Annotated in this window: 16 protein-coding genes, 2 rRNA genes and 1 pseudogene (1 of these 19 running past the window's edge); 8 read left to right on the top strand and 11 right to left on the bottom strand. The window is 63.7% G+C overall.

What is annotated here, in order from left to right:
• Positions 1-60: 60 nt before the first annotated feature.
• From ggt to mdaB, 3 genes and pseudogenes are all read right to left on the bottom strand, one after another.
• Positions 61-1,728: a gamma-glutamyltransferase gene (ggt, locus tag HWQ56_RS04165; RefSeq protein ID WP_158154084.1), complete on the bottom strand. Its 1,668-nt coding sequence runs from the start codon at positions 1,726-1,728 to the stop codon at positions 61-63.
• 94 nt (positions 1,729-1,822) lie between these two features.
• Positions 1,823-2,728: pseudogene (locus tag HWQ56_RS04160) on the bottom strand (LysR substrate-binding domain-containing protein).
• Positions 2,729-2,804: 76 nt separating this feature from the next.
• Positions 2,805-3,395, bottom strand: a complete 591-nt coding sequence (mdaB, locus tag HWQ56_RS04155) for an NADPH:quinone oxidoreductase MdaB (protein ID WP_176569858.1) — start codon at positions 3,393-3,395, stop codon at positions 2,805-2,807.
• Between the two features lie 152 nt (positions 3,396-3,547).
• On the opposite strand from mdaB, the gene HWQ56_RS04150 reads away from it, so the two are divergent.
• The gene (locus HWQ56_RS04150) at positions 3,548-3,862 is read left to right on the top strand and encodes a putative quinol monooxygenase (protein WP_176569857.1); all 315 of its coding nucleotides are present in this window, start codon (positions 3,548-3,550) and stop codon (positions 3,860-3,862) included.
• Positions 3,863-3,893: 31 nt separating this feature from the next.
• On the opposite strand, the gene HWQ56_RS04145 is transcribed toward HWQ56_RS04150, so the two are convergent.
• The gene (locus tag HWQ56_RS04145) at positions 3,894-4,658 is read right to left on the bottom strand and encodes a sulfite exporter TauE/SafE family protein (RefSeq protein ID WP_176569856.1); all 765 of its coding nucleotides are present in this window, start codon (positions 4,656-4,658) and stop codon (positions 3,894-3,896) included.
• 86 nt (positions 4,659-4,744) lie between these two features.
• Between HWQ56_RS04145 and HWQ56_RS04140 the strand changes: the two genes are divergently transcribed.
• Positions 4,745-5,626, top strand: a complete 882-nt coding sequence (locus tag HWQ56_RS04140) for a LysR family transcriptional regulator (protein WP_176569855.1) — start codon at positions 4,745-4,747, stop codon at positions 5,624-5,626.
• Positions 5,627-5,641: 15 nt separating this feature from the next.
• Here HWQ56_RS04140 and mmsB read toward each other — a convergent pair whose 3' ends face one another.
• A complete protein-coding gene (gene mmsB / locus HWQ56_RS04135; RefSeq protein WP_176569854.1) occupies positions 5,642-6,529 on the bottom strand; it encodes a 3-hydroxyisobutyrate dehydrogenase in 888 nt (295 codons plus the stop codon).
• Positions 6,530-6,538: 9 nt separating this feature from the next.
• The gene (locus tag HWQ56_RS04130) at positions 6,539-8,056 is read right to left on the bottom strand and encodes a CoA-acylating methylmalonate-semialdehyde dehydrogenase (protein ID WP_176569853.1); all 1,518 of its coding nucleotides are present in this window, start codon (positions 8,054-8,056) and stop codon (positions 6,539-6,541) included.
• Between the two features lie 102 nt (positions 8,057-8,158).
• Here HWQ56_RS04130 and HWQ56_RS04125 point away from each other — a divergent pair, with 102 nt between their 5' ends.
• From HWQ56_RS04125 to HWQ56_RS04100, 6 genes are all read left to right on the top strand, one after another.
• A complete protein-coding gene (locus tag HWQ56_RS04125; protein WP_209008699.1) occupies positions 8,159-9,106 on the top strand; it encodes a LysR family transcriptional regulator in 948 nt (315 codons plus the stop codon).
• Positions 9,107-9,187: 81 nt separating this feature from the next.
• Positions 9,188-9,781: a hypothetical protein gene (locus HWQ56_RS04120; RefSeq protein WP_158153588.1), complete on the top strand. Its 594-nt coding sequence runs from the start codon at positions 9,188-9,190 to the stop codon at positions 9,779-9,781.
• A 220-nt stretch (positions 9,782-10,001) separates the two neighbouring features.
• Positions 10,002-10,850, top strand: a complete 849-nt coding sequence (locus tag HWQ56_RS04115; protein WP_176569851.1) for a sugar phosphate isomerase/epimerase family protein — start codon at positions 10,002-10,004, stop codon at positions 10,848-10,850.
• Between the two features lie 9 nt (positions 10,851-10,859).
• Positions 10,860-11,906, top strand: coding sequence for an isopenicillin N synthase family dioxygenase (locus HWQ56_RS04110; RefSeq protein WP_176569850.1), 1,047 nt, complete (start codon positions 10,860-10,862; stop codon positions 11,904-11,906).
• Between the two features lie 42 nt (positions 11,907-11,948).
• Complete coding sequence (locus HWQ56_RS04105) at positions 11,949-12,740, top strand: ABC transporter substrate-binding protein (protein WP_176569849.1); 792 nt, start codon at positions 11,949-11,951, stop codon at positions 12,738-12,740.
• Positions 12,741-12,784: 44 nt separating this feature from the next.
• Complete coding sequence (locus HWQ56_RS04100; protein ID WP_176569848.1) at positions 12,785-14,326, top strand: amino acid ABC transporter permease/ATP-binding protein; 1,542 nt, start codon at positions 12,785-12,787, stop codon at positions 14,324-14,326.
• Between the two features lie 84 nt (positions 14,327-14,410).
• Here HWQ56_RS04100 and recD read toward each other — a convergent pair whose 3' ends face one another.
• The 5 genes from recD to HWQ56_RS04075 form a co-directional block, all read right to left on the bottom strand.
• A complete protein-coding gene (gene recD, locus HWQ56_RS04095; RefSeq protein WP_176569847.1) occupies positions 14,411-16,477 on the bottom strand; it encodes an exodeoxyribonuclease V subunit alpha in 2,067 nt (688 codons plus the stop codon).
• Positions 16,474-20,178: an exodeoxyribonuclease V subunit beta gene (gene recB, locus HWQ56_RS04090; protein ID WP_176569846.1), complete on the bottom strand. Its 3,705-nt coding sequence runs from the start codon at positions 20,176-20,178 to the stop codon at positions 16,474-16,476. The genes recD and recB overlap by 4 nt, the downstream gene beginning before the upstream one ends.
• Entirely contained in the window at positions 20,175-23,651 is a 3,477-nt protein-coding gene (gene recC / locus HWQ56_RS04085) for an exodeoxyribonuclease V subunit gamma (protein ID WP_176569845.1), read from the bottom strand. Before recC ends, recB begins: the two co-directional genes overlap by 4 nt.
• A 196-nt stretch (positions 23,652-23,847) precedes the next feature.
• Positions 23,848-23,963, bottom strand: a 5S ribosomal RNA gene (gene rrf / locus HWQ56_RS04080).
• A gap of 142 nt (positions 23,964-24,105) precedes the next feature.
• A 23S ribosomal RNA gene (locus HWQ56_RS04075) occupies positions 24,106-24,605 on the bottom strand; it runs 2,393 nt beyond the window's last position.

Raw genomic sequence — 24,605 nt, 5'->3', positions numbered from 1 at the left:
GTACCGGGGGAAATTCATGAACTTCCCGCCGGGGCCGCGGCCCCGGCGCGAAGCCGCTGCCTACTTGGCCAGCAAGCCAACGCCACGGCCGCGCGGGTCGGACGCGGTTTCGACTTTCTTGCCGGTGACCTTGATGGCCTGGATGTCGCCCATCTCCCAGCCCTGGTCTTCCAGGGTGTAGCCCATGGCTTTGAGCTCATCGGCAACCGGCCCGGTCAACGGCGCGAAGCTGTCGTAGTAAAGGGTGTCCTTGGGCAACAACTGGTGATGCACGCGCTGGGCTGCCACCGCCTTGGTCAGCGGCAACTGGTAGTCGTACACGTTGTTGAGCACCTGGAAAATGGAGGTGAAGATCCGCGAGCCGCCCGGCGTGCCGACCACCAGGGTGACCCGGCCGTCACGGGTCACCAGGGTGGGGCTCATGGAGGACAACATGCGCTTGCCCGGTTCGATGGCATTGGCGTCGCCGCCTACCACACCGAACGAGTTGGCCACGCCTGGCTTGGAACTGAAATCGTCCATCTCGTCGTTGAGCAGGAAGCCCGCGCCCTTGACCACGACGCCGCTGCCGTAGTCCCAGTTGAGGGTGTAGGTGTTGCTGACGGCGTTGCCGTCATGGTCGACGATGGAGAAGTGCGTGGTCTGGTGGGCTTCCAGGCCAGGCTTGACGTCATCGGTGGCCGAGATGGCGGTGGGATTGACTTCATCCGCGCGCTTGAGCAGGTACGCCGGGGCGATCAGCTTGTTGACGGGGACGTCGTTGAAGTCCGGGTCGCCCAGGTAGTTGGCGCGGTCGGCGAATACGCGCTTCTCGATTTCGGCCAGCAGGTGGATATAGCGCGCGGAGTTGAGGGCCACGCCCTTGAAATCGTCCTTGCGGATGTCCTTGATGCCCAGCAACTGGGCCAGGGCGATACCGCCGGAACTGGGCAGCGGCGCGGTATAGATGATGTTGCCGCGCCAATCGATGTGCAGCGGCTCACGCCAGTTGACCTTGTAGTCCTGCAGGTCCTGTTTGGTAATCAGGCCTTGGTCGGCCTGCATCTGCGCCACCAGCAGGTCGGCGGTCTTGCCCTGGTAGAAGTCCTTGGCGCCCTGGTCGGCGATACGCTCCAGGGTCTGCGCCAGTTCTGGCTGGCGGAAGGTCTGCCCGGGCTTCATGGTGCCGAAGTAGTCGTTGAAGTTGGTCTTGCCGCTGAACAGCTTGAGCGCGTCCTGGCGGTACTGGAACTGTTTGTCGGCGACGGTGAAACCTTCCTTGGCATAGCCGATGGCCGGGGTCAGCAGCTCGGCCCAGGGCAACTTGCCGAAGCGCTTGTGCGCCTCCCACAGCCCCAGCACGGTGCCGGGCACGCCGCTGGCCTTGGCGCCCACCAGGCTGAGGTTTTCGATGACCTCGCCTTTTTCGTTCAGGTACATGTCGCGGCTGGCGGCCTTTGGCGCGGTCTCACGGTAGTCGAGGAAGTAGGGTTTGCCCTTGACGTAGAGGGTCATGAACCCACCGCCCCCCAGGTTGCCGGCCTCGGGATAGGTGACGGCCAGCGTGAAGGCCGTGGCCACCGCGGCGTCGACGGCGTTACCGCCTTTCTTGAGGATCTGCGCCGCTACCTTGGCGCCGTATTGGTCGGGGGCCGCCACCGCGCCATGGTCCAGCAATGCGGCCCAGGAAGGGGTGCTGGCGAAGATGGCGGCACTCAGGGCAAGGGTCTTGAACAACACAATACGCATCGGGTGTCCTTACTGTTGTTATGGGTTCGAGGCAACAGTTAGGCTCATGAAGGGCAAGGATTCAACCCCTACATTGGCAAAGACGCACCGCTGTTCACGTTTGCGGGTGTGCATAGGGGGCCAGCTTTTCCTGCATGAAATCCAGGAAGCACTGGATGCGCAGGGCCAACTGCGAGTTGCGGTAGTACACCGCGTGGATCGGCTGGCGGTAGCCACTGTTGGCTTGGGCCAGCAGCGGCACCAGGCGGCCTTGGTCGATGTCATGGCGGGTCATGAAGTCGGACAGGCAGGCGATGCCCTCGCCGGCCAGCGCCAGCTGGCGCAGGGTCTCGCCGCTGGAAGCGGACAGGCTCGGGCTGGCCGGCCAGCGGTCGCCGTCGGCATTGCGCAGCGGCCACTGGTTCAGGTGGTCGGGCTGGGTGAAGCCCAGCAGGCTGTGCTCATCAAGGTCTTCTACTTGCAGCGGTGTGCCTCGGCGGCGAAGGTACTCGGGGCTGGCGAGAATGTTCAATGGGCTGCGGCCCAACAGGCGAGCGTGCAAGGTGGAGTCCGCCAGCACGCCGATGCGGATGGCCACGTCCGTGCTCTGCTCCAGCAGGTCGATCAACAGGTCGTCGGTGTTCAACTCCAGGCTGATATCGGGGAAACGTGCGCGAAATTCCCCCATGTGGGGAACGATGGCATGCAGCATGAACGGCGCGGCGGCATTGACCCGCAGGCGGCCGGAAGGGGTTTGATGACGCAGGGCCAGGCGCTCTTCCAGCTATTCCATTTGCTGCAGGATCTGCTTGGCGCGCTCGAAGAAATACTTGCCCTCTTCGGTCAGGTCCATGCGCCGGGTCGTTCGGTTGATCAGGGTGGTATCGAGCTTGGTTTCCAGCCGCGACAGGGTTCGGCTGATAGCCGAGGGGGTCTGGCCGACCTGTTCGGCGGCCGCCGAGATGGAACCGCACTCGATGACCGAGATGAATACCTGGAGTTCGTCGGATCTGGCTTTCAACCTGGTTTTTCCTGAAAAGCTGGCCGACAGGGCGGCGCCCACACTGGTCATGTACTTTACCCTGTGGGCCGGCTTTTTACAGGTTGAAACCCAGCACTTGGGCCAAGTGGGCCTTGTAGCGCTCGACGTCGGCCTCGATGTTCGGGCGCTTCATCACGTCCACGGCCAGGAAGGTCGGCAGGCCGCTCATGCCCAGGAACTGGTTGGCTTTGTGGAACGGGAAATACACCGCGTCAACGCCCTTGGCCTCGAAGAAGTCGGTAGGGTCGTCGAACGCTTGCTGCGGGGCGTTCCAGGTCAGCGACAGCATGTAGCGCTTGTCATGCACCAGGCCACCGCTGCCGTACTTTTGCGAGGCATCGGAGCGGGTGCGGCCGTCGTTGGCGTACAGGCTGCCGTGGCCTTCGGTGAAGACTTCGTCGATGTACTTCTTCACGGTCCACGGCGCGCCCATCCACCAGCCCGGCATCTGATAGATGATCACGTCGGCCCAGAGGAATTTCTGCACTTCTTCACCAACGTCATAACCACCGTCGATGAAAGTGGTCTTCAGGTCGAACCCGGCATGGTCGAGCACAGCCACGGCGGCTTCGTGCAGGGTGGTGTTGTAGCGGCCAGCGGAATGGGCGAATTGCTTGCCGCCATTGAGCAACAGAATCTTTTTCATGGAAAAGGTCTCGGTAAAGGAATGGAGCGCACTTTACCGGCCTCACGCGGGCGGAGTAAGCCACGCCAGGGCAAAATACATTTGCCATGGATGCACGAATGCGAACTTATTATTGCCGGTAGACTATAGGCCACCCTATCCGGAGAAACCCCATGACCGAGCAATATGGTTTTATCGTCAAGGCCAAGACCAAGCCGCACATGGCCGACGCCTTCCACCAACTGTTCCTGGGGCATGTGCAGGCCAGTCGGAGTGAGCCCGGCTGCATCGAGTACCACATGCTGCGCGACCTGAACGACCCCACCCTGTTTCTGTTCTATGAAATCTGGGCCACCAAGGCGGACCTGGACGTGCATTCGGCGCTGCCGCACATGGCTGCCTTCGCCGAGCAGCGCATGGAATACCTGGAAGTGGACTTCGAATTCCAGCGCATTGAAATGCTCAGCCCGTCCAGCGCGGTGGCGTAAGCGCTACCACCCAGGCAGGCGCTGCAGGCCTTCAGCCATTGATGAGCAGGTGTGTGCCCAGCAGCGCCAGACCGACGAAGAATACCCGCTTGAATACCACGGCGCTGATGCGCTGGCGCAACCACTGCCCCAACTGCATGCCCAGCAGGGCCGGCAGCAGCATCAGCAACGAGGCGCCCAGTGCGCCACCACCCAATTGTCCGTGCCACAGCAAGCCCAGCGCCAGCGCCACGGTCGAGACCGTGAAGGAAAGGCCCAGTGCCTGCACCAGTTCGTCCCGGCTCAAGCCCAGGGCCTGAAGGTAAGGCACCGCCGGCATGACGAAGACCCCGGTGGCAGCGGTGACGATACCGGTCAGCACGCCGCACAGCGGTCCCAGCCAGCGTTCATGCTTGCGCGGCACCCGCAGGGTGGGCAGGAACAGTCCGCACAGGCAGTACAGGACCAGCGCCGCGCCCAACGCCCGAACCACCCAAGGGCCGCCATCGATGCCCAGCCACAGGCTGCCCGCTGCAGTGCCGACGAATATCGCCAGCAGCATCGGCCATAGGCGCAGGAGCAGCCTGCGCAGGTGGCCGCCCAGCATCAATTGCCAGAGGTTGGTGAACGTCGACGGCACGATGAGCAAGGCCGCAGCCTGCGCCGGAGCCATAGCCAGCCCGAGCAAACCCATCGACACGGTCGGCAGCCCCAGGCCTATCACCCCCTTGACGGTGCCTGCCAGCAGGAAGGTCGCCAGCACCAGCAGCGACAAGCCCCAGCCCATTTCCTGATACAGCGCAAACAAAGTATTCATGCCGTCATGGTGCACGGCGCCCAGGCGGTTGAAAATCTGCCATATACTGATTCAGCCTCTTGCAAGGATTGAGGCTGGAGCCTGACATGCACTTCGACCTCACTGACCTGCGGCTTTTCCTGCATACCCTGGACAGCGGCAACATGACCGCCGGTGCCCAGCGCAGCCACCTGTCCCTGGCCGCGGCCAGCGCGCGTATTCGTGCCCTGGAGGCGTCGCTGGGCATCGCCCTGTTCGAGCGCAACCGCCGTGGCGTGCGGCCCACCGCTGCCGGCCAGGCACTGGGCGAACACAGCCGGCGGGTGCTGCGCCAGGTAGACCACCTTCAATTCGACATGGCCCAGTATGCCCAGGGCCTGCAAGGCCAGATCCGACTGCTGTGCAACACCGCCGCCTTGACCGAATACCTGCCCGAACTGCTGGGCGACTTCCTCAAGCGCCACCCCAGTGTCGACCTGGATGTCGAGGAATGGCCCAGCCTGCGCATTACCCAGGCCTTGCGCCAGGGTGCCGCCCCCTTGGGCATCATCTCCGACGCGGTGAACACGGATGGTTTGCAGACCCGGCCGTTTCGCGATGACCCGTTGATGCTGATCATGCCCCCCGACCACCCCCTGGCCGCGCGCCCCGACGCCACCTTCATCGACAGCCTCGCCCACGGCCATGTGGCCCTGGCGGCGACCAATGCCCTGGGTATTCTGGTCGAGGAGCAGGCGCTGCGCTGCGGCCGACGCCTGCAGGTGCGGGTCCGCGCCGAAGGCTTCGATGGCGTGGTGCGCATGGTTGCTGCCGGCGCCGGCGTGGGTATCGTGCCGCAAGCGGCGGTACATCGCTGTCAGGGGGCGCTGCGGTTTTCCGGCCGGGCCCTGCGCGAACCCTGGGCGGCGCGGCGGTTGTTACTGTGCAGCGCCGATTTCGACACGTTGCCTGGCCATGCCCGGGCGCTGGTGGACTGCCTGGCGCCCTGACGGATCACAGGGGTTTCAGGAGGGCTTCTGGTAGCCCTTCACGATGGCCGAGAAGTCCAGGCCACCTTCGCCGCGCAGGCTCATGGCCTGGTACAACTGCTGGGCCACCGCGCCGAGGATCACCGGCTGGTGGGCCTGGCGGGCGGCTTCAGTGGCCAGGCCCAGGTCCTTGAGCATCAACTCGGCACCGAACCCCCCGGTGTAACCCCGTGCCGCCGGCGCGGTGTCGATGATGCCGGGCCAAGGGTTATAGGTGTCCGAACTCCAGCACCGCCCCGTAGAACTGTTGATGATCCCCGCCAGCACGCCGGTGTCGATGCCCAGCGCATTGCCCAGGGCCATGGCCTCCGACACCCCGATCATCGAAATCCCCAGCAGCAGGTTGTTGCAGATCTTGGCGATCTGCCCCGTGCCCACTTCGCCACAGTGCACGATGTTGCGGCCCATTTGCGCCAGCACCGGGTGCAGGGTGTCGAACAACGCCGCCGAAGCACCGACCATGAACGTCAGCGTGCCCGCCGCCGCGCCACCGGTGCCGCCGGACACCGGCGCATCGCCCAGGTCCACGCCCTGCTGCGCCGCCGCCGTGGAGATATCGCGGGCTGTCTGCGGGTCGATGGTGCTGCAATCCACCGCTGGCGTGCCGGCGCGGATCCCCGCCAGCACGCCATCCTCATTCAGATAGACGCTGCGCACATGGGCGGCCGCCGGCAGCATGGTGATGACCAGGTCCCCCGCTTGCGCGGCGTCCTTGGGCGAGGTGCTGATGGTGCCGCCCATGGCGGCCAGTTCCGCCAGCACGGCCTTGTTCAGGTCGAACAGGTACAGGTGATGCCCTGCCTTGAGCAGGTTGCGCGCCATGGGCGCGCCCATGTTGCCCAGGCCGATAAATGCGATGTTCATGGCCGACTCCTAGCGCAGGTTGATGGTGGTGTTGACGCCGTCGTTGACGCTGTCATCGTCGAACCAGCGCGCCGTTACCGTCTTGGTCTGGGTGTAGAACTGCACCACCTGCTTGCCGTACGGGCCCAGGTCGCCCAACTTGGAGCCACGCGAACCGGTAAAGCTGAAGAACGGTACTGGCACCGGAATCGGGATGTTGATGCCCACCTGGCCGACATCGATCTCGCTCTGGAACTTGCGCGCCGCGGCGCCGCTCTGGGTGAACAGACCCGTTCCGTTGCCGAAGGGGTTGCGGTTGACCAGGGCGATGGCCTCGTCGAGGGTATCGACGGTCAGCACCACCAGCACTGGGCCGAAGATTTCCTGGGTGTAGATCTGCATGTCCGTGGTCACCCCCGAGAACAGCGTCGGCCCGACAAAATTGCCGTGTTCGAAGCCCGGTACGTTCACCTCGCGGCCATCCAGCTCCAGAATGGCGCCCTCCTTCACGCCGCTGTCGATCAAGCCCAGCACCCGCTGCTTGGCCTGGCGTGAAATCAGCGGCCCGACGTCGGTGCCCGGCTCACTGCCAGCGTTGACCTTGAGTTTCTGCGCCAGCGCCTTGAGCTCCGGCAACCATTGTTTGGCCGCACCCACCAGCACCGCCACCGAGGTCGCCATGCAGCGTTGGCCCGCCGCGCCGAAGGCCGCGCCCACCAGCGCGTTGAGGGTTTGTTCACGGTTGGCGTCGGGCAGCACCACGGCATGGTTCTTGGCCCCCATCATCGCCTGCACGCGCTTGCCGTGCTGGCCGGCCAGGTTGTAGACGTGGGTGCCCACCGCCGTCGAACCGACAAAGGAAATCGCCTTGATGTCGGCGTGGGTGCACAGCGCATCCACCACATCCTTGCCGCCGTGCACCACGTTGAGCACGCCCGGCGGGACGCCGGCTTCCAGCGCCAGCTCCACCAGTTGCACGGTGGACAGCGGGTCTTGCTCGGAGGGCTTGAGCACGAAGGTGTTGCCGCAGACGATGGCCATGGGGAACATCCACAACGGGATCATCGCCGGGAAATTGAACGGCGTGATCCCTGCGCACACGCCGATGGGCTGGCGCAGCGTGTAGGTGTCGACACCACCAGCGACGTTCTCCACGAACTCGCCCATCTGCAAGCTGCCGATGGAGCAGGCGTGCTCCACCACCTCCAGGCCGCGGAAAATATCGCCTTCGGCGTCAGCCTGGGTCTTGCCTTGTTCAGCGCTGAGGGTCTGGGCGATGCGCTTGCTGTGCTCGCGGATCAGCGCCTGGAACTTGAGCATGATGCGCATGCGCGCGCCCACCGGGGTATTGCGCCAACCGACGTAGGCTTTTTGCGCCGCCGCCACTGCCGCGTCCACTTCGGCCTGGGTGGCGAAGGGTACCTTGGCCAGCACCTGCTGGGTGGCCGGGTTGACGATGTCGCGCCATTCACTGGCCTGGGACTGAACCCATTCGCCGTCGATCAGCAGCTTGACTGTCTGGATACCGGCAGTTACAGAAACGTTCATCAAGACCTCCGCGTAATTGTTTTTGTGCATGGCGTGATGGCTCTGTCTTGGAGTATAGATGTGCAAACATCTAACAAGAACGCGGATAAAAGCCGGTCCAACATGCAAAAAAACATCACCTCCCTGGGCGCCCTGAACTGGGATGACCTGAAGTTCTTCCTCGAAGTGGCGCGTACCCGAAAAGCCAGCAATGCCGCCAAGCGCCTGGGCGTGGACTACACCACCGTGTCGCGACGCATCACCTCGCTGGAGGCAGCGCTGGGCACCCTGCTATTCGAGAAGTCGCGCACCAGCGGCTTCATTCTCACGGCTGAAGGGCAGCGCCTGTTGGGCTACGCGGAGGCTATCGAAAGCACCCTGCACATGGCCTGTGAACAAGTCTCGGGGTCTGGGGTAGCGTTGTCGGGGCACATACGCATGGGCTGCACCGAAGGCTTTGGCAGCTTCTTCATTACCCCGCAACTGAGCCATTTCATCGACCGCTACCCAGCCATCAGCATCGATATCCTGCCGCTGCCGCACTTCATCAGCCTGTCCAAACGCGAGGCAGACATCGTCATCGCCCTGGAACGGCCAGAGCATGGCCCCTATGTGTGCTGCAAGCTGTGCGACTACCGCCTGCAACTGTATGCCACCCAGGACTACCTGGACCGCCACCCGCCGATCCGCCATAGCCGCGACCTCGCGGGCCACCGCTTCATCAGTTATGTCGACGACCTGGCGTTCAGCGCCGAGTTGCTGTACCTCGCCAACCTGCTGCCCAAGGCCAGCGCCAACCTGCGCAGCACCAGCGTCATCGCCCAGTACGTCGCCGCACGCCAGGGCCGGGGCATGGCGATACTGCCGTGCTTTCTGGCGGCCCAGGCCAACGAACTGGTGCCCGTGCTGGCGGGCGAGATCAGCGTAACGCGGCAGTTCTGGATGTATTGCCGGGAAGATCTGCGCAAGTTGAAGCGGATCAACCTGTTGTGGGATTACATTCGGGAAGTGACTGAGTTGAATGGACCGTTTCTGCTCGGGGAGAACCCGACGCTTCGGTTTGCCGACTAGGAACCGGGATATCTAATTAGGCTTTCGGCTGCGGCTGCCTACGTTAGCCTGGGCCTCCCAAACGTGAACAAGGAACGTTCCATGCCTGAAGAATTGATACCCGAACTCAGTTTCTATGCATCGCTGCATTGGACACTGCCCAACGGCCGACCTGAGCCGCATGGCCTGAGCGCGACCTACCTGGATCAGGCCCCCACCGCCCTGGACAATGGCTGGGTCTATTGCAGTGCGGGCGATACCTTTTCGGGCATGAAGCGCATCGCGCTAGGCCTCGACGAGGTGGCCGGCAGGCTGGTGAGCCTGTATTTCTGGTTTGCCTGCCACCGCAGCAATACGGGCTGCGGTGCGCCGCGATATCGCTATAACCTGCGGGTATTCCAGCCGCCAGCGCACAACAACCCTTTCCAGTTCCATACCTTGGACAAGAGCCGCAACGGCTACCTGGGGCTTTACACGCTCAACCCCTTTAATGCGCCGCTGTGGGAAATACACGGGTTGGGGGCGACCCGGCCCGAACCGGGTTCGCAGGTGGACAACCTCTCGCTGGTCAGCGCTGACGGCGGCAAGGTTCGACGCCTGGTCGAGGACGGTTTCCCCTACCTGAGCGACCGTGCAGGGCACGACGCCCGCTTCAGCGCCAAGATAGCCCCTGCGGAGTTCAAAGGCCCCTGGTGACGATCAGGCATCAATAGTCGCCTATTGGTTGTGGAAATTCTGAACTATCGATTTAAGCTTTCCTATTCTTCGCGCAGCGACGACCTGCATAAGATCAGCTCATCCAACCGGACCGGTTCCAGCAGAGAACCGGCCACCCGCGTGCCCTTTTGCTACTGCCCACACCAACGATGCCCCGGCCCGTGCCGTCGGGGCCCTGTGAGTAGCACGAGGAGCATTGATGAAGCTGGAAGTATTCCGCACCCTGTGGGGCTACACCGCGAGCAGGGCCCAGGCCCTGGAAGAACTGCAGGCCGCCGGCTTCGACGGCCTGGAAGCGCGGTTGCCGCTGGCGGCCCGCGAGCGTGGCGAACTGGCCGCGTTTTTGCGGGCCAACTCGCTGGGTTACATTTGTACTCTTTTCACCGCCTATGACGTACTGCCCCAACAGTCCGCCCTGCCAGCCGACCACCTGAACGACCTGGACCGCAAGCTGGCATGGGCGGGCGAACTGGCGCCGCGCTTTATCAACGTGCTGGCCGGCAATGACCGCTGGCCGCTGGCGCAGCAAGTAGACTTCTTCGGTCAGGCGTTGGAACTGGGCCACAAGCATGGCCAGTTCCTCAGTTTCGAAACTCACCGCTCGCGCTCGCTATTTAACCCATGGATCACTCTGGAACTGATCCGGCAATTGCCGGCGCTTCGCTTCACCAGCGATATCAGCCACTGGGTGGTCACCTGCGAGCGCCTGCTCGACGACCCCGCGGATGACCTCAGTGCCTTCGTCGAACGGGTACACCATATCCAGGCGCGGGTCGGCTATGACCAGGGGCCCCAGGTTCCCCACCCTGGCGCGCCGGAATACGCGCGCGAACTCGCCTTCCACCAAACCCATTGGGAAGCCATCTGGCAGGCCCAGCGCCAGCGCGGGTACACGGTCAGCACCCTGACGCCGGAGTTTGGCGCCGACGGCTACCTGCATCACCTGCCTTTCACCAACGTCCCGGTCGCCGACCTGTGGTCGCTCAACGTGTGGATGGCCCACACCGAGCGGGCCCACTTCGAGCGTTTTCGTAGTGCCCATCGCTGAGGAATCCTGATGAACAATACCGAGCCCAAGGCCAATTTCACGAGTATTCCGGTGGTGAATATCGCCGGGCTGTTCAGCGTCGAACTGGAGCACCGCCTGGCGGTCGCTGAGCAACTGGGCCGGGCAGCCAGTGAGGTTGGCTTCCTGTATATCACCGGCCACGGCATCGCCCGCGAACTTATCCACAACCTGCGCCAGGCCGCCCAGGACTATTTCGCCCAACCGCTGGACGCGAAGATGCAGCACTACATCGGCGCGTCGGATACCCACAAGGGTTTTGTCCCCGAAGGCGAGGAGGTCTATTCCAAGGGCAAGCCCGACCACAAGGAGGCCTTCGATGTGGGCTTCGAGGTGCCGGCCGATGATCCGCTGGTACTGGCCAGGACCCCGCTGCTGGGGCCCAACCACTGGCCCGCGGTGCCAGGCTTCAAGACGGCGGTTCAGGCCTACTACGCCGCAGTGTTCGCGTTGGGCCGCAAGCTGTTCGACGGGTTTGCCCTGGCGCTGGGCCTGGATGAAGGCTATTTCGACCCACTGGTGACACGCCCACCGTCGAAGCTGCGCCTGATTCACTACCCCTTCGACGCCGAGGCCGCGGACGCACCGGGTATTGGTGCCCACACCGACTACGAGTGCTTCACCATTTTGCAGGCCGACCAGCCGGGCCTCGAAGTGATGAATAACCTGGGTGAATGGGTCGACGCCCCGCCCGTCCCTGATGCGTTCGTGGTCAACATCGGCGACATGCTGGAAGTGATGACCGCCGGCACGTTCGTGGCCACCGCCCACCGGGTACGCAAGGTCGGCCAGGAGCGCTATTCCTTTCCGTTGTTCTACGCCTGCGACTACCACACCCAGATCAAACCCCTGCCGCGCTTCGCCAAAGGCACCCAGGATTACGAAGAGATCGCCATCGGCGAACACATGTACAGCCAGGCGCTGCAGACCTACCAGTACCTGCGCAAGCGTGTGCAAAGCGGTGAGCTGCAGCTACCCGCCAAGGCCCGCAAGCCTTCGAGTTTCGGTCATCTGAAAAAACAGGTTCAGCCGTCCTGACACGGCTGCCGGCCCATTCTTCCCCCACCCTGGAGCGCATACATGTTCAACCTGACCCGCCTGACCTTGCTAGCCGCCTGCCTGATGAGCGCCGGTGCCGCCCTGGCCTCGACCACCGCTACCCCAGGCCAACTGAAGGTAGGCATGGAAATCACCTACCCGCCATTCGAGTCCTACGACAATGACAAGAACGTGGTGGGCTCCGACCCGGAGTTGGCCCATGCCCTTGCCAAGCAACTGGACGCCAAGGCCGAGTTCGTCGACACCAAGTTTCCCAATCTGATCCTGGGCCTGAATGCCGGGCACTACGACGCGATCATTTCCGGCATGTACATCACCCCCGAACGCCAGGCCCAGGCCATGACCATTCCTTATGCCCGCACGGGCGCGGCAATCATGGTACCCGCCGGCAGCCCTCTCAAGCCCGGCGCGCCGGAAGACTTGTGCGGCCTGAAGATAGGCCTGGAACAGGGCACTACCTGGGTCGCGCAGTTCCAGAAGCTCTCCACCGACTACTGCGTGCCGAACAACAAGGGGGCTATCACCGTAAGCGAATACCCCTCCGCGCCCGAAGTCACCCAGGCGCTGCTGTCGAAAAACATTCAGGCACAGGTAGAGATTGCCGGGGCTGCGCACATGATCGCCGAGAAAACCAAGGGCCGCGTGGTGGTGACCTCCCAGGACCTGGTATATCCGCAAACCCTGGGCATCTACGTGAAAAAGGGTAACGAGGAGACCTACCAGGCACTGCTCAAGGCCGTGGCGCAAAGCAAGCAATCGGGTGAATACGCAGCGATCCTGAAGAAGTACAACCTGGAAGAAGCCTCCAACTGACCCTGAAGCCAGCCGGCCCCATGGGCTGGCTGCGGGAGGTGCCCATGCAATTCGACTGGTCTTACTTTATCTCGCTGTTTTCCATGCCGGCCTTTTGGCAGGCCTGCATCACCGTGGTGGAGCTGAGTGCGCTGGCCTGGGCCATCGGCATGGTGCTGGGGTTCGGCCTCGCCAGCGCCAAGCTCTCCAGCCAACGCTGGCTCAGGGTGCCGGCCGGGGTGTACATCTGGTTTTTTCGCAGTATTCCGCTGCTGGTCCTGGTGGTGTTCATCTACAACCTGCCGCAATTGTTTCCGGTCACCGGCAGCGTGCTGTCCAACCCCTTCTACTGCGGGCTGTTCGCCCTGGTGGTCACGGAAGCGGCCTACATGGCGGAGATCCACCGTGGCGGCCTGATTTCCGTGCACAAGGGGCAGAAAGAAGCAGGCCGGGCCTTGGGTATCGGCACGTTAGGGCTGCAGCGGTTGATCGTCATTCCCCAGGCCTTTCGCATCTCGCTCCCCACCCTGATCAACGAATACATCACCGTGGTGAAACTGACTTCGCTGATTTCGGTGATTTCCCTGACCGAGCTGCTGACCGTAGGCCAGCGCCTGTACGCACAGAACTTCCTGGTGATGGAAACCCTGGCCGCGGTGGCGGTGTATTACGTGTTGATCGTCAGTGTGTTCGGCTGGCTGTTGCAATGCCTGGAGCGGTACCTGGACCTCAACCAGCGCACGCCTCAAACCTTGGCGGCCAACCCGTTGGCGCAGCTTCGGCAGAACCTGGCGCTTCGCTCCGTATCGCCTCGCCCGCCGCTGCCGCCAGGCACCGCACCCGCCTTGCAGCTGCAGAACCTGCACAAACGCTACGGTGATCATCTGGTGCTCAAGGGTATCGACCTGAACATCGCGTGCGGCCAGGTGGTGTCGATCATCGGCCCGTCGGGCTCGGGCAAGACGTCGCTGATCCGCACCATCAATGGCCTGGAGAGCATCGACCAGGGCGAGATCGTGCTGTTCGGCGAAAGCTACATCCATGCCGGCGACAGCCCGAACAACCCGCAGATGCGCCGGGGCGTGCGGCACATTGGCATGGTGTTCCAGGGTTTCAACCTGTTTCCGCACCTGAACCTGGTGGACAACATCACGCTGGCACCGCTTTACCACGGTGGCGACAAGCAACTGACCCGCCAGCAGGCGTTCGTGCTGCTGGACAAGGTCGGGTTACTGGCGCACGCCAACAAATACCCGCACCAGCTATCCGGTGGGCAACAGCAACGGGTGGCGATCGCTCGGGCGCTGGCCATGGAGCCGCAAGTGATGCTGTTTGATGAACCCACCTCGGCGCTGGACCCGGAGCTGGTAGGTGATGTGCTGAAGGTGATCGCCGACCTGGCCAGGGAAGGCATGACCATGGTGATCGTGACCCACGAGATGGAGTTCGCGATGTCCATTTCCGACCGGGTGGTGTTCATGGAGAACGGTGTCGTGCAACTGGACGCCACACCCGAGGGTATCCGCCACGGCCCGGACGCCGAGCGGGTACGGCGGTTCATGGGGATGGCGGAGGACACGCCAACGCGGATGGCGAGCAATTCGTGAAGCGCCGCGCCGGCGGGGTTGACGCTGTGGGGCCGGGCGCAGCTCGGGAACAGCGCGCCGCGTCCGGCCTGCGACATGACCAGGCTACTCCAGCATCAGCCCGCTGAGACGTTTGACTTTGCGCTGTACCGCTTCCTCGAACACCCCCTTGCGGGTTTCGATCAGGGTGAACCACTGCTTGGCGCGGGTGATGCCGGTGTAGATCAATTCCTTGGTCAGCACCGGGTTCAAGGCGTCGGGCAGGATCAAGGCGGTATGGGCGAATTCCGAGCCCTGGGACTTGTGCACGGTCATGGCGAAGACGGTTTCCACGTCGTTGAGGCGACTGGGCAACACAAAACGCACGCCGCCTTGGCCGTCATTGCGCGGGAATGCCACGCGCAGCACTTGGCGATCCCAGGCGCCGCCTTCAGGCAGGCGCAGTGCAATACCGATGTCGCCGTTCATCAGCCCCAGACCATAGTCGTTGCGGGTCATCAGCACCGGGCGCCCCTCGTACCAGGGCTGGTCGCCTTCGATCAGCCGCGCGGACGTCAGGGCCTGGGTCGCGCGCTGATTCAGGCCCTCCACACCCCAGGGCCCCTTGCGCACGGCACATAACAACTGAAACGACTCGAACGCCTGCAGCACTTCATTGGCCCAGCGCGCCCACTCGGGGCTGTCCAGAGCGGTGCGCGGAGCCGGCCGGCGGGACTGCAGGACACCCAGGTAGTGCCGGTAGCCTCGCGGGCCGTCGTTGCCGTGGCCATTGAGCAACAGACGGTCGAGCCGGGTGTTTTTCTCGCCTTGCTGAAGCAGGTGGAAAATGTCCTGATACTGGCCGCTGTCCAGCAACTCCCGCGCTTGTTCGGCATCCTGGCGGTTGACCCGCAAGGCCAACTGACCGATGCCACTGCCTTCGCCAAACCGTCGTGAATGGCGCAGCATGACCACCTGCTGCGCCAACGGATTGGCCTCGGCGCTGCCAACCTGCAGGCCGCTTTCCGACAACGGCTCGCCGCTGACCTGTTCCAGCCAGGCCAGGGTCTGTGGGCTGTAGCAACCCAGCTCGGCATCGCGGCACAGATCACCCAGCACAGCCCCTGCTTCCACGGAAGCCAACTGGTCCTTGTCCCCCAACAGTACCAGGCGCGCATGGGCGGGCATGGCGCCCAGCAGGTTGGCCATCATTTCCAGGTCGATCATCGATGCTTCGTCCACCACCAGCACATCCAGTGGCAACGGGTTGGCGGCGTTGTGACGAAAATGCCGGGTGCCCGGGCGGCTGCCCAGCAGGCGGTGCACCGTGGTGACTTCGGTGGGGATCTTGTCCCGCACGCCAGCCTCGACTTCCAGCTGTTTGACCTGGGCACTGATCGACTCGGTGAGGCGCGCGGCAGCCTTGCCGGTTGGCGCGGCCAAGCGAATGCGCAAGGGCGCGCCCGCCTCCACTGCGGGGGCCTGCAACAACGCCAGCAGGCGCACCACCGTGGTGGTCTTGCCAGTACCGGGCCCGCCGGTGACGATGCTGAAGGCGCTGCGGGTGGCCAGGGCACAGGCCAGCTTCTGCCAGTCGATGCGCGCACCCGAGGGCGCCCCGAACAACTGCTCGAGACGCTCACGCAGATCCGGGGGCGTGACCTCCTGTTCGGCCAAGCGCTTGCGCAGGGCGATGTCGATGCGCCGCTCATAGGCCCAGTAGCGGCGCAGGTACAAGCGTTCACCGGCAAGGACCAGCGGGCGCTCGCCGCTGTCGTCGGCAGCCAGGGCGACCAGGCTGCTGGCGGCCAGGGTGGCCTGCCAGGCCTCGGCGTGCAGGTCCTTGAGCAACTGCGAAGGCAGCAGCACCGGGCCAGCCAGCGCATCGCCTTCAGGTGGCAGCGACAAGGCGAAATCCGGCTCTTGCAGGGTGCGCCCCAGGTCAAGGCAAACATGACCGTGCCCCAATTGATGGCTGGTCAGCGCCGCCGCCAGCAGCACCAGTGGGTCGGTGCCCGGCTCGCGCTCAGCCAGAAAGGCCACGAAGGCCTTGTCCAGCGACCTCAGCCAGCCGCGCTCGGCCCAGCGGTCGAGCAGTGCCAGCAAATCATCCACGCGCTGCAGCGGCGCCAGATCAGTGAGGGTTCGGGCTTCCAGCGCCGTGGGCAGCAGGTCGGCAAATGTGCGGCTCATGCCGGTTCTCCTTCGAACAGATCGCCCATGGGCTCGGGCTGGCGGACGATGCCCCGAAACAGCTCGTCGAGCCGCTCGATCAACGCCCGCGGTGGGCGAGCGAACACCAGCCCCTGGCTGGGCGCATGGACGCCACGCAGGAAGATGAACACCGCACCCCCTACATGCTGGTCGTAATCGTATTCGGGCAAACGTGCCTTGAGCTGGCGATGCAACGCCAGCAGGTAGAGTACATATTGCAAGTCGTAACGGTGGTCGAGAATGGCCTGGGCCATGGCGGCCTGGGTATAGGCGCTTTCGTCGGGGCCCAACCAGTTGGACTTGTAATCGGTCACGTAATACCGGCCCTGGTGCTCGAACGTCAGGTCGATGAAGCCCTTGAACATGCCATTGAGCATGGCCCCCTCGGCGGGCGCGCGGGCCGCACCGGCGTGGGTGTGCTCACGCACCAGGTGATCGAGTTGGGTGACGTCCACGCGATGGCTGGCGAACCAGAATTCCATTTCGATCTGGTACTGCTGCAGGTCGGCGAGGCGGACCGGCGCGATATCCTCGGCCAGTTGCAACGGGACCTGCAGCAGGTGCCGCAGCCAGGTATCCAGCGTGGGAATCCAGCCTTTCCAGCCGCGCAGGTTGCAGCGCCGCGCCACCGTATCGACCAGCAGCTGGGGCTGCGCGCCGACCGTACCGAACCCCTCGCGCCCAGCCCACTCTAACAGCCCGTGAAGGAAAGTCCCGGGGTTCGGGCCACGGGGGAAACGGTGGATGTCGCCGCTGGTGGCCTGTGCTTCACGGGGCGCTGCGGGGTCCAGGCGCTCATCGTCGAACAACTTCTGCGCCTGGGGGCTGTCCGGAGCCTGCTCGGTGCCCGGTGTGACGGTATCACTGATACGCAGGGCGCTGTAGGAAGCGATCCACCAGTTCTCCGCCGCGCGGCGTTTGGGCACTTTGGCGGCCAGGAGGCTGGCCTCGTTGCGCGGTGCCACATAGTGCCGCGTATCTGCTTCAGGCATGGGCTGGGCGCTGATGGCTGAACATCCGGCCTGCAGGTCACGCAGCCAGATAGCCAGCGCCTGGGATTCGCCCAGGGGTTGACCGCCGCCCAGCAGGTACCCCAGCGCCGAGCGGTGCAGCACCGACTCCTTGGTATTGCCCCGCTTGAGGTCGGCAACGCCCAGCCAGCACGCGTGCTGGGCCCGGGTCAGGGCTACGTACAGCAGGCGCAGGTCCTCGGCCAGGCGTTCGTCATCCGCCTGCGCCACTTGCTCGGCCGTGGGGCTGAGCGTCATGTGCACGTTACCCTGGTCATCGTGGAAGGATAGCGGCAGCCGCTTGCCATCCACCGGTTTGGCCGAGCAGATGAAGGGCAGGAACACCAGCGGGTATTCCAGGCCCTTGGATTTGTGGATGGTCACCACCTTGACCAGTTGCTCGTCGCTTTCCAGCCGCAGGATCTGCTCCTCGCCGGCCTGCCCGGAAGTGGCCAGGTGCTCGGACAGATGACGAATCAGCGCCTGCTCGCCGTCCAGCTCGCCGGCCGCCTGTTGCAACAGTTCGGACAAGTGCAGCAGGTTGGTCAGTACCCGCTCGCCGTCACTGCGCTGCATGAGGGTCTGGGGCAGGCGGAAGTCGTGCAGCAGCCGGCGCAACATCGGCAGCACGCCCTGGGTACGCCACAACAGGCGGTAGGTACGGAACTGCATGACCCGCTGCTCCCAGGCCAGTTCGTCCTGGTTCAATTGCGCCAGGCCGGCCAGGGGCAGGTTCAAGGTGGTGGTGGCCAGCGCACCGCGCAGCGGGCGCTCGGCGTCCGGCTCGGCGCAGGCCTTGAGCCAGCTGAGCAGGTCATGGGCTTCCTGGGCGGCGAACACCGAGTCCTTGTCGGACAGGTACACACTGCGCACCCCGCGGGCCGCCAGTTCGCCACGCACCGCCTGGGCTTCCTTGCCGTCACGGACCAGGATGGCGATGTCGGCCGGCATCACCGGGCGCATCAGCTCACCGGCCTGGGTGAAGCCCGCACGGCCTTGCTGGCCGCCGTTGAGCAAGTCGACGATGACGCTGGCGCACACTGCTGCCAGCTGCTGGCGATAAACCGCACCGGACACCGGTGCTTCAGTCTGCAATTGCCACAGGTTGAGTGCCGCCGGCACCTGGCCGTCGACACTCAGGCTCTCCTTGCGGCCCTGGGCCAGCACCGGCAGGAACGGCACGGGGTTGTCGTCGCCCTGGCGGAACAGGAAGGCGCCGCGGCCCAGTTCGCGCTGCTCTCCCACCTTGAAGACATGGTTCACCGCCTCGACCATGGCGTGGCTTGAACGGAAGTTGGTGCCCAGGGTATGCAGGCGGCCGGTGGTGGCCTGGCGGGCGCGCAGGTAGGTGAAAATGTCGGCGCCCCGAAAAGCGTAGATGGCCTGCTTGGGGTCGCCGATCAGGAACAGGCCACTGTCGGGCTGGTTGGCCTCGATGTGGTAGATGCTCTCGAAAATCCGGTACTGCACCGGGTCCGTGTCCTGGAATTCGTCGATCAGCGCCACCGGAAACTGCTCGCGGATCAGCCCGGCCAGGCGCTCACCGCCAGGCCCCTGCAACGCGGCATCCAGGCGCAGCAGCATGTCGTCGAACCCCATCTCCGCGCGGCGGCGCTTCTCTTCCTCGAAGCGCGCCCCTACCCAGCGGGCCGCATGCTCGAGCACGGCGGCATCGGGGGTGGGCAGGCTACCCAGGGCGTGAGCCAAACCCACCATGGCTTCAAGGGCGGGGTGGCGTGGCGGGTCGCCCTTCCAGGCTTCGGCCATGCCGTCGGGGGTCAGGCGAGTAAAGCCCGTACCTATGTCGAGTTCGACCAGGCTTTCATCACTGGCCCAGGCTGCCAGCTTGTCGAACCAGGGTTCGAAATAGCGGGCCTGCATCTTGCGCCCGTCCACGGCTTTCGCCGCCACCGCCTCCAGGCAGATGGCGCGCAACTCCTGCGCCCATTGCGCCCAGGGGGCCTTGAGTCGCTGCAACACCTGCTTGCGCTCCGTCAGGGCTGCGGCAATGAGGTCGGCCGGCTCCTGCTGGTCGTCACCACGCCGCGGTGTACCGAACAAAGCACGCACGCGCGGTAGCAGCGACGCCGGGCTGCCCCAATGGCTGCGCACCCAGGCCAGGGTTTCACCCTCCATGACGTAGCAGAAGCGCCGCCAGTAATCGCGCACCACTTCGCCGAGCAGGTCGCTATGGTCGGTTTCCAGGGTCTGGGTGAACAGGCTACCGCTGTCGAACGCATGCTCTCGCAGCATGCGCTGGCACCAACTGTGGATGGTCGAGACGGCGGCTTCGTCCATCCACTGCGCGGCGATATCCAGCCGATTGGCGCACGCGCCCCAGTGCTCCTCGGGGAACTCGCCGCGCAATTGGCCGATCAGGCCATCGGGGCTGGGCATTTCATCGCGAAAAAAGCGCGCGGCTTGCGCCAGGCGGGTACGAATGCGGTCGCGCAACTCCTTGGTGGCAGCGTCGGTGAAAGTCACCACCAGAATCTGCGGCGGCAGCAGTTCACGGCCAAAGCCGGCGCTCTCGCCCCCGTGGCCCAATACCAGGCGCAGGTACAGCGCCGAAATGGTGAAGGTCTTGCCCGTGCCGGCGCTGGCTTCGATCAGCTGGCTGCCACGCAGGGGGAATGCCAGTGCCAGGGGCATCTTGCGATCGTCGTTCATGAGCGGGCCTCGTCGGCATCGATGGAACGCCAGCCGGCTTCGAACATCGGGCGATACAGGGCATCGCACCAGCCCTCGAACTCTTCACTGTCGACCAACGCATTGAAATCGGGAAATTGGCGAGCCAGGGCCACGCTTTCGCGGCGCTCCCCATCGCTGGTGATGCCATCGCCTTCGTAGGCTTTGCGCGCCGCCGCGTCGGCCTTGACCGGGTCCCCTTGTGCCAGCCAGGCGAACGCGGTCTTCACCGCAACCGGCAGTGGCCGACGCATGCCCTGTTGCCAGGCCAGCAACAGATGCCCCAATACTTCGCGGGCCTGGTCAGGCGCGAGCTTGGCCAGCACCAGGGTATCGTCGCTGGCGACCACGGCGGTGGTCAGCGGCAGGCCTACCGCGCAGGCGGCCAAGTGGTTGACCCAGGCCCGGGTGAGGCGGTGCCATTTGCGCGAACGGGCTCCGCCAATGGCGTTGGCGATGGCCGTGACACTCAGCAGATTGCCGTCGGCACGCAGGTGCAGGCCACTGACCCAGCCGTCCAGGCGCAACCCCTGGTATTCGAAGTTGACGGGCTTGGCAGCGATGACGGGGGTTGGCCAAAGTACCAGCAACTGATGGTAGCGTTGCAGCAGGTCGGGCAAAGGCTCGATCAACTCCTGCTGGAGGCTTTCGCCAAAACCGGCCATGGGCAGCAGGCCGCTGCCCTGCATGCGTTGTGCCTGTTCCTGTAATGCACGATCGACGTCACTGGCTTCGGCCATGGCAGTGCTCAGCAACTGGTCGCTGAGGGTGTAGCGCTCCAGCGCGTCCAGCACGAACGGTTCTTCGTCGGCCAACGGTGCTTCGGCCATTTCAAAGAACACCTTCAAACGCTGACTGAAGAAATGCCGCACCGGGTTGCGCAGGAAGTCCTGCAACTGGGTGAGCGCCAAGGGCTCGTCCTGTTCGTGGGGCGGCAGCGGGTCGTCCTGGAACAACGGTTCCTGGTCGGCGTGCAGCACCCGCCATTCGGAGGCGAAACTGAACAGGCCGCTGCCTTCGTGGAAGTAGCGGCTGCTGAACGGTTGCAGGGGGTGCTCCAGGGTCAAGCCATGCACCAATTGCTCGCCAGGGTTGAGCGACGTACCCTGCGAGGCCCCCTGAAGCTGCCAGCCACTGGCCAGATGGTCGCGCAGTTGGCCAATCAGCACAGACGCCGGGCGTTCGCTGTTGTCTCGAATACTGCGGCCGACCCAACTGATGTACAGCTGCTCACGCGCCGACAACACCGCCTCCAGTAGCAGGTAACGGTCGTCTTCGCGGCGTGAGCGGTCACCTGGGCGATAGTCGCTGCCCATCAGGTCGAAATCCAGCGGTGGCTGGGCCCGCGGGTAATCGCCATCGTTCATGCCCAACAGGCATACAACCTTGAAGGGAATGGCGCGCATGGGCATCAGCGTGCAGAAGTTCACGGCACCGGCCAGGAAGCGCTGGGACAGCTTGCCCTGATCAAGCCCGGCCAGCCACGCCTCGCGAACCACGGTCAGCGGTAACGGATCATCGAGGCCGACCGATTCGCACGTTTGCAGCCATTGCTCGCGCAGTTCTTCGAGTTGTACCAGCAGGTAGTCGTCGTGTTCGTTGCTGGCCTGGAAGAATACCTGGGTCAGGCCTTGAAGCCGCTTCCCCCACTCCTGAGGCTGCGCCGATTGCGACAGCACCTGATGGGCCACTTCGAGCGCGTCGAGCAGGCCGACCAGGGGCCCGATAAGGGCCGCGTCCAACCCACCGATCTCATCATACGGCTCGATGCCGCCATACCCCTGGCCGCCCCCGACGGCGTAACCCAGCAACATGCGCCGCAAGCCGAACCGCCAGCTGTTCTGCTCCAGTTGTTCCGGCAGGCCCAGCCCGGCACGCTGCGCGGCGTGAAGCCCCCAGCGAATACCAGCACCTTCGATCCAGCGATGCAGCGTCGGCAGGTCCCCCTCCTGCACACCGAAGCGGGCTCGCAGAGCGGGAACATCCAGGAGGTCGAGGATCTCGCTGACCGCAAAGCGGCTGTCCGGCAACTTGAGCAAATGCTCGATGGCAATCAGCAAGGGGTCTCGACCCCGTTGGTTCTGGTCCGTGAGCGTGAAGGGAATGAAGCGTGGATCGTTGCGATCGAGCTGACCAAACACGGCGCGAATATGCGGCGCGTAGCTGTCTACGTCGGGGACCATGACGATAACGTCACGGGGTCGCAGATGCGGGTCGGCGCTGAAGCGGGCCAGCAACTGGTCATGGAGGATCTCCACTTCACGTTGCGGGCTGTGGGCCACATGGAAGCGGACCGAGCGATCCTTGGTGGGATTGACCGCAGGCCAGGTGGCGCGGGTTTCAGCCAGGGGGCGCAATTCGAGGATGTCATCCTGCAATTGGGCCAGCAGGGTGTCGGGCTCGCTCTCGCTGAACAGGTCGATGCGCCCCTCGCGAAACGCCGCGCGATAGCTGCTCGGGTCATCGTAGCTATCGAGCAGGTTGATATAGTCGCGACCTTGCTTGCCCCAGGCCGCAAGCAACGGATGTGCATGCTGATGCAATGCTTCGCCGTCGATGATGGCGGGCATCCCCTGCTTTCGTGCCTGGCGCTTGTACTGATGGCGCAGCAGATCCTTGTCGGCGACGATGTCAGACCAATGGTGGCGACAAGGGTTGTGCACGCACAGCAGCACTTGGCTGAACCGCGCCAGTCCAGCCAGAGCCTCCAGCGCCTGGGCAGGCAGTGAAGAGATGCCGAACACGATGACACGGTTGGGCAACCCCGGTGGTGCAGCTTCCAGGCTGTTGATGCACTCGATGAAACGTTGGTGTACGCCGGCACGGCTCTGGGCCATGCCTCGTTCGCCAACGTCGTGCAGCAATGCGCGCCACAACTCGGCTTGCCAGCAATTGGCTTCGGGAAGCGCTTTCGCTTCACCGCGGACATTGCGCAGCTGATGACGGCCGGCGGCCCAGTCTTCCAGCCAGTCGGCGCGGTACACCTGGTATTGGTCGTACAGGTCGGCAAGGCGTTCGGCCAACTGATACCGCTTGCGCAGGTCCTTGTCGTCAGTCAGGAAGCGCTGCAGGGGCTCGAAATGGGGCTGATCGATCAGTTGCGGCAGCAGGCGCATCAGGCGCCACGTCAACGGGGCCTTGTCGAGCAGCGAAGCCTGGGGAATTTCGTCCTTGCCCAGCACCCCGCGATACAACTGCCACATGAAACTGCCGGGTAACTGCACGTCGATGGCGGCAGCGATGCCGCAGCCACCCTGGTCGTCTTCGAGCGCATCTTCAGCCAAGGCCAACTTCAACCACTGGGCAATGCCGTTGCTTTGCACCAGGGCGATTTCGTTTTCCAACGGGGCCAGGGGGTAGCGGCGCATCCAGCTGACCACCAGACTGCGCAGTTCATCAAGGCGGTTGCCGTGAACCACCATGAAGCCTGGGGTAAGAGAGGGATGGGCCGACATGGGCGATTCCTTGGCTGGGTATTTGGACAGGTAGGAACCTTACCAGATGTAGAGCGAGGGGCAGAATCCGGAAGGGTCTGATAATGCTGTGGGCGCGATCTGTGCAGTAAGCCTTATGGTGCGCGGTGTGGCCGTCACGAATGCCAGAAAGACAAAACCCCCAGCTGCTTTCGCAACTGGGGGTTTCGGAATTTAATCTTGACGATGACCTACTCTCACATGGGGAAACCCCACACTACCATCGGCGATGCATCGTTTCACTGCTGAGTTCGGGATGGGATCAGGTGGTTCCAATGCTCTATGGTCGTCAAGAAATTCTGTAGCCAGGATGCCCTTTGACAGGCATTCCAGCGAATCGGGTATGTGACAGTATTTGTGAACTGCAAACTTTCGGTGCGTATCATCTTCACAACACCGCAATCTGGTCATTCGACGCAAATTGCTTGGGTGTTATATGGTCAAGCCTCACGGGCAATTAGTATTGGTTAGCTCAACGCCTCACAGCGCTTACACACCCAACCTATCAACGTCGTAGTCTTCGACGGCCCTTTAGGGAACTCAAGGTTCCAGTGAGATCTCATCTTGAGGCAAGTTTCCCGCTTAGATGCTTTCAGCGGTTATCTTTTCCGAACATAGCTACCCGGCAATGCCACTGGCGTGACAACCGGAACACCAGAGGTTCGTCCACTCCGGTCCTCTCGTACTAGGAGCAGCCCCTCTCAAATCTCAAACGTCCACGGCAGATAGGGACCGAACTGTCTCACGACGTTCTAAACCCAGCTCGCGTACCACTTTAAATGGCGAACAGCCATACCCTTGGGACCGGCTTCAGCCCCAGGATGTGATGAGCCGACATCGAGGTGCCAAACACCGCCGTCGATATGAACTCTTGGGCGGTATCAGCCTGTTATCCCCGGAGTACCTTTTATCCGTTGAGCGATGGCCCTTCCATAC

It is taken from the genome of Pseudomonas eucalypticola, assembly GCF_013374995.1.
Taxonomy (GTDB): domain Bacteria; phylum Pseudomonadota; class Gammaproteobacteria; order Pseudomonadales; family Pseudomonadaceae; genus Aquipseudomonas; species Aquipseudomonas eucalypticola.
This window is presented reverse-complemented; position numbering and strand designations above follow the sequence as displayed.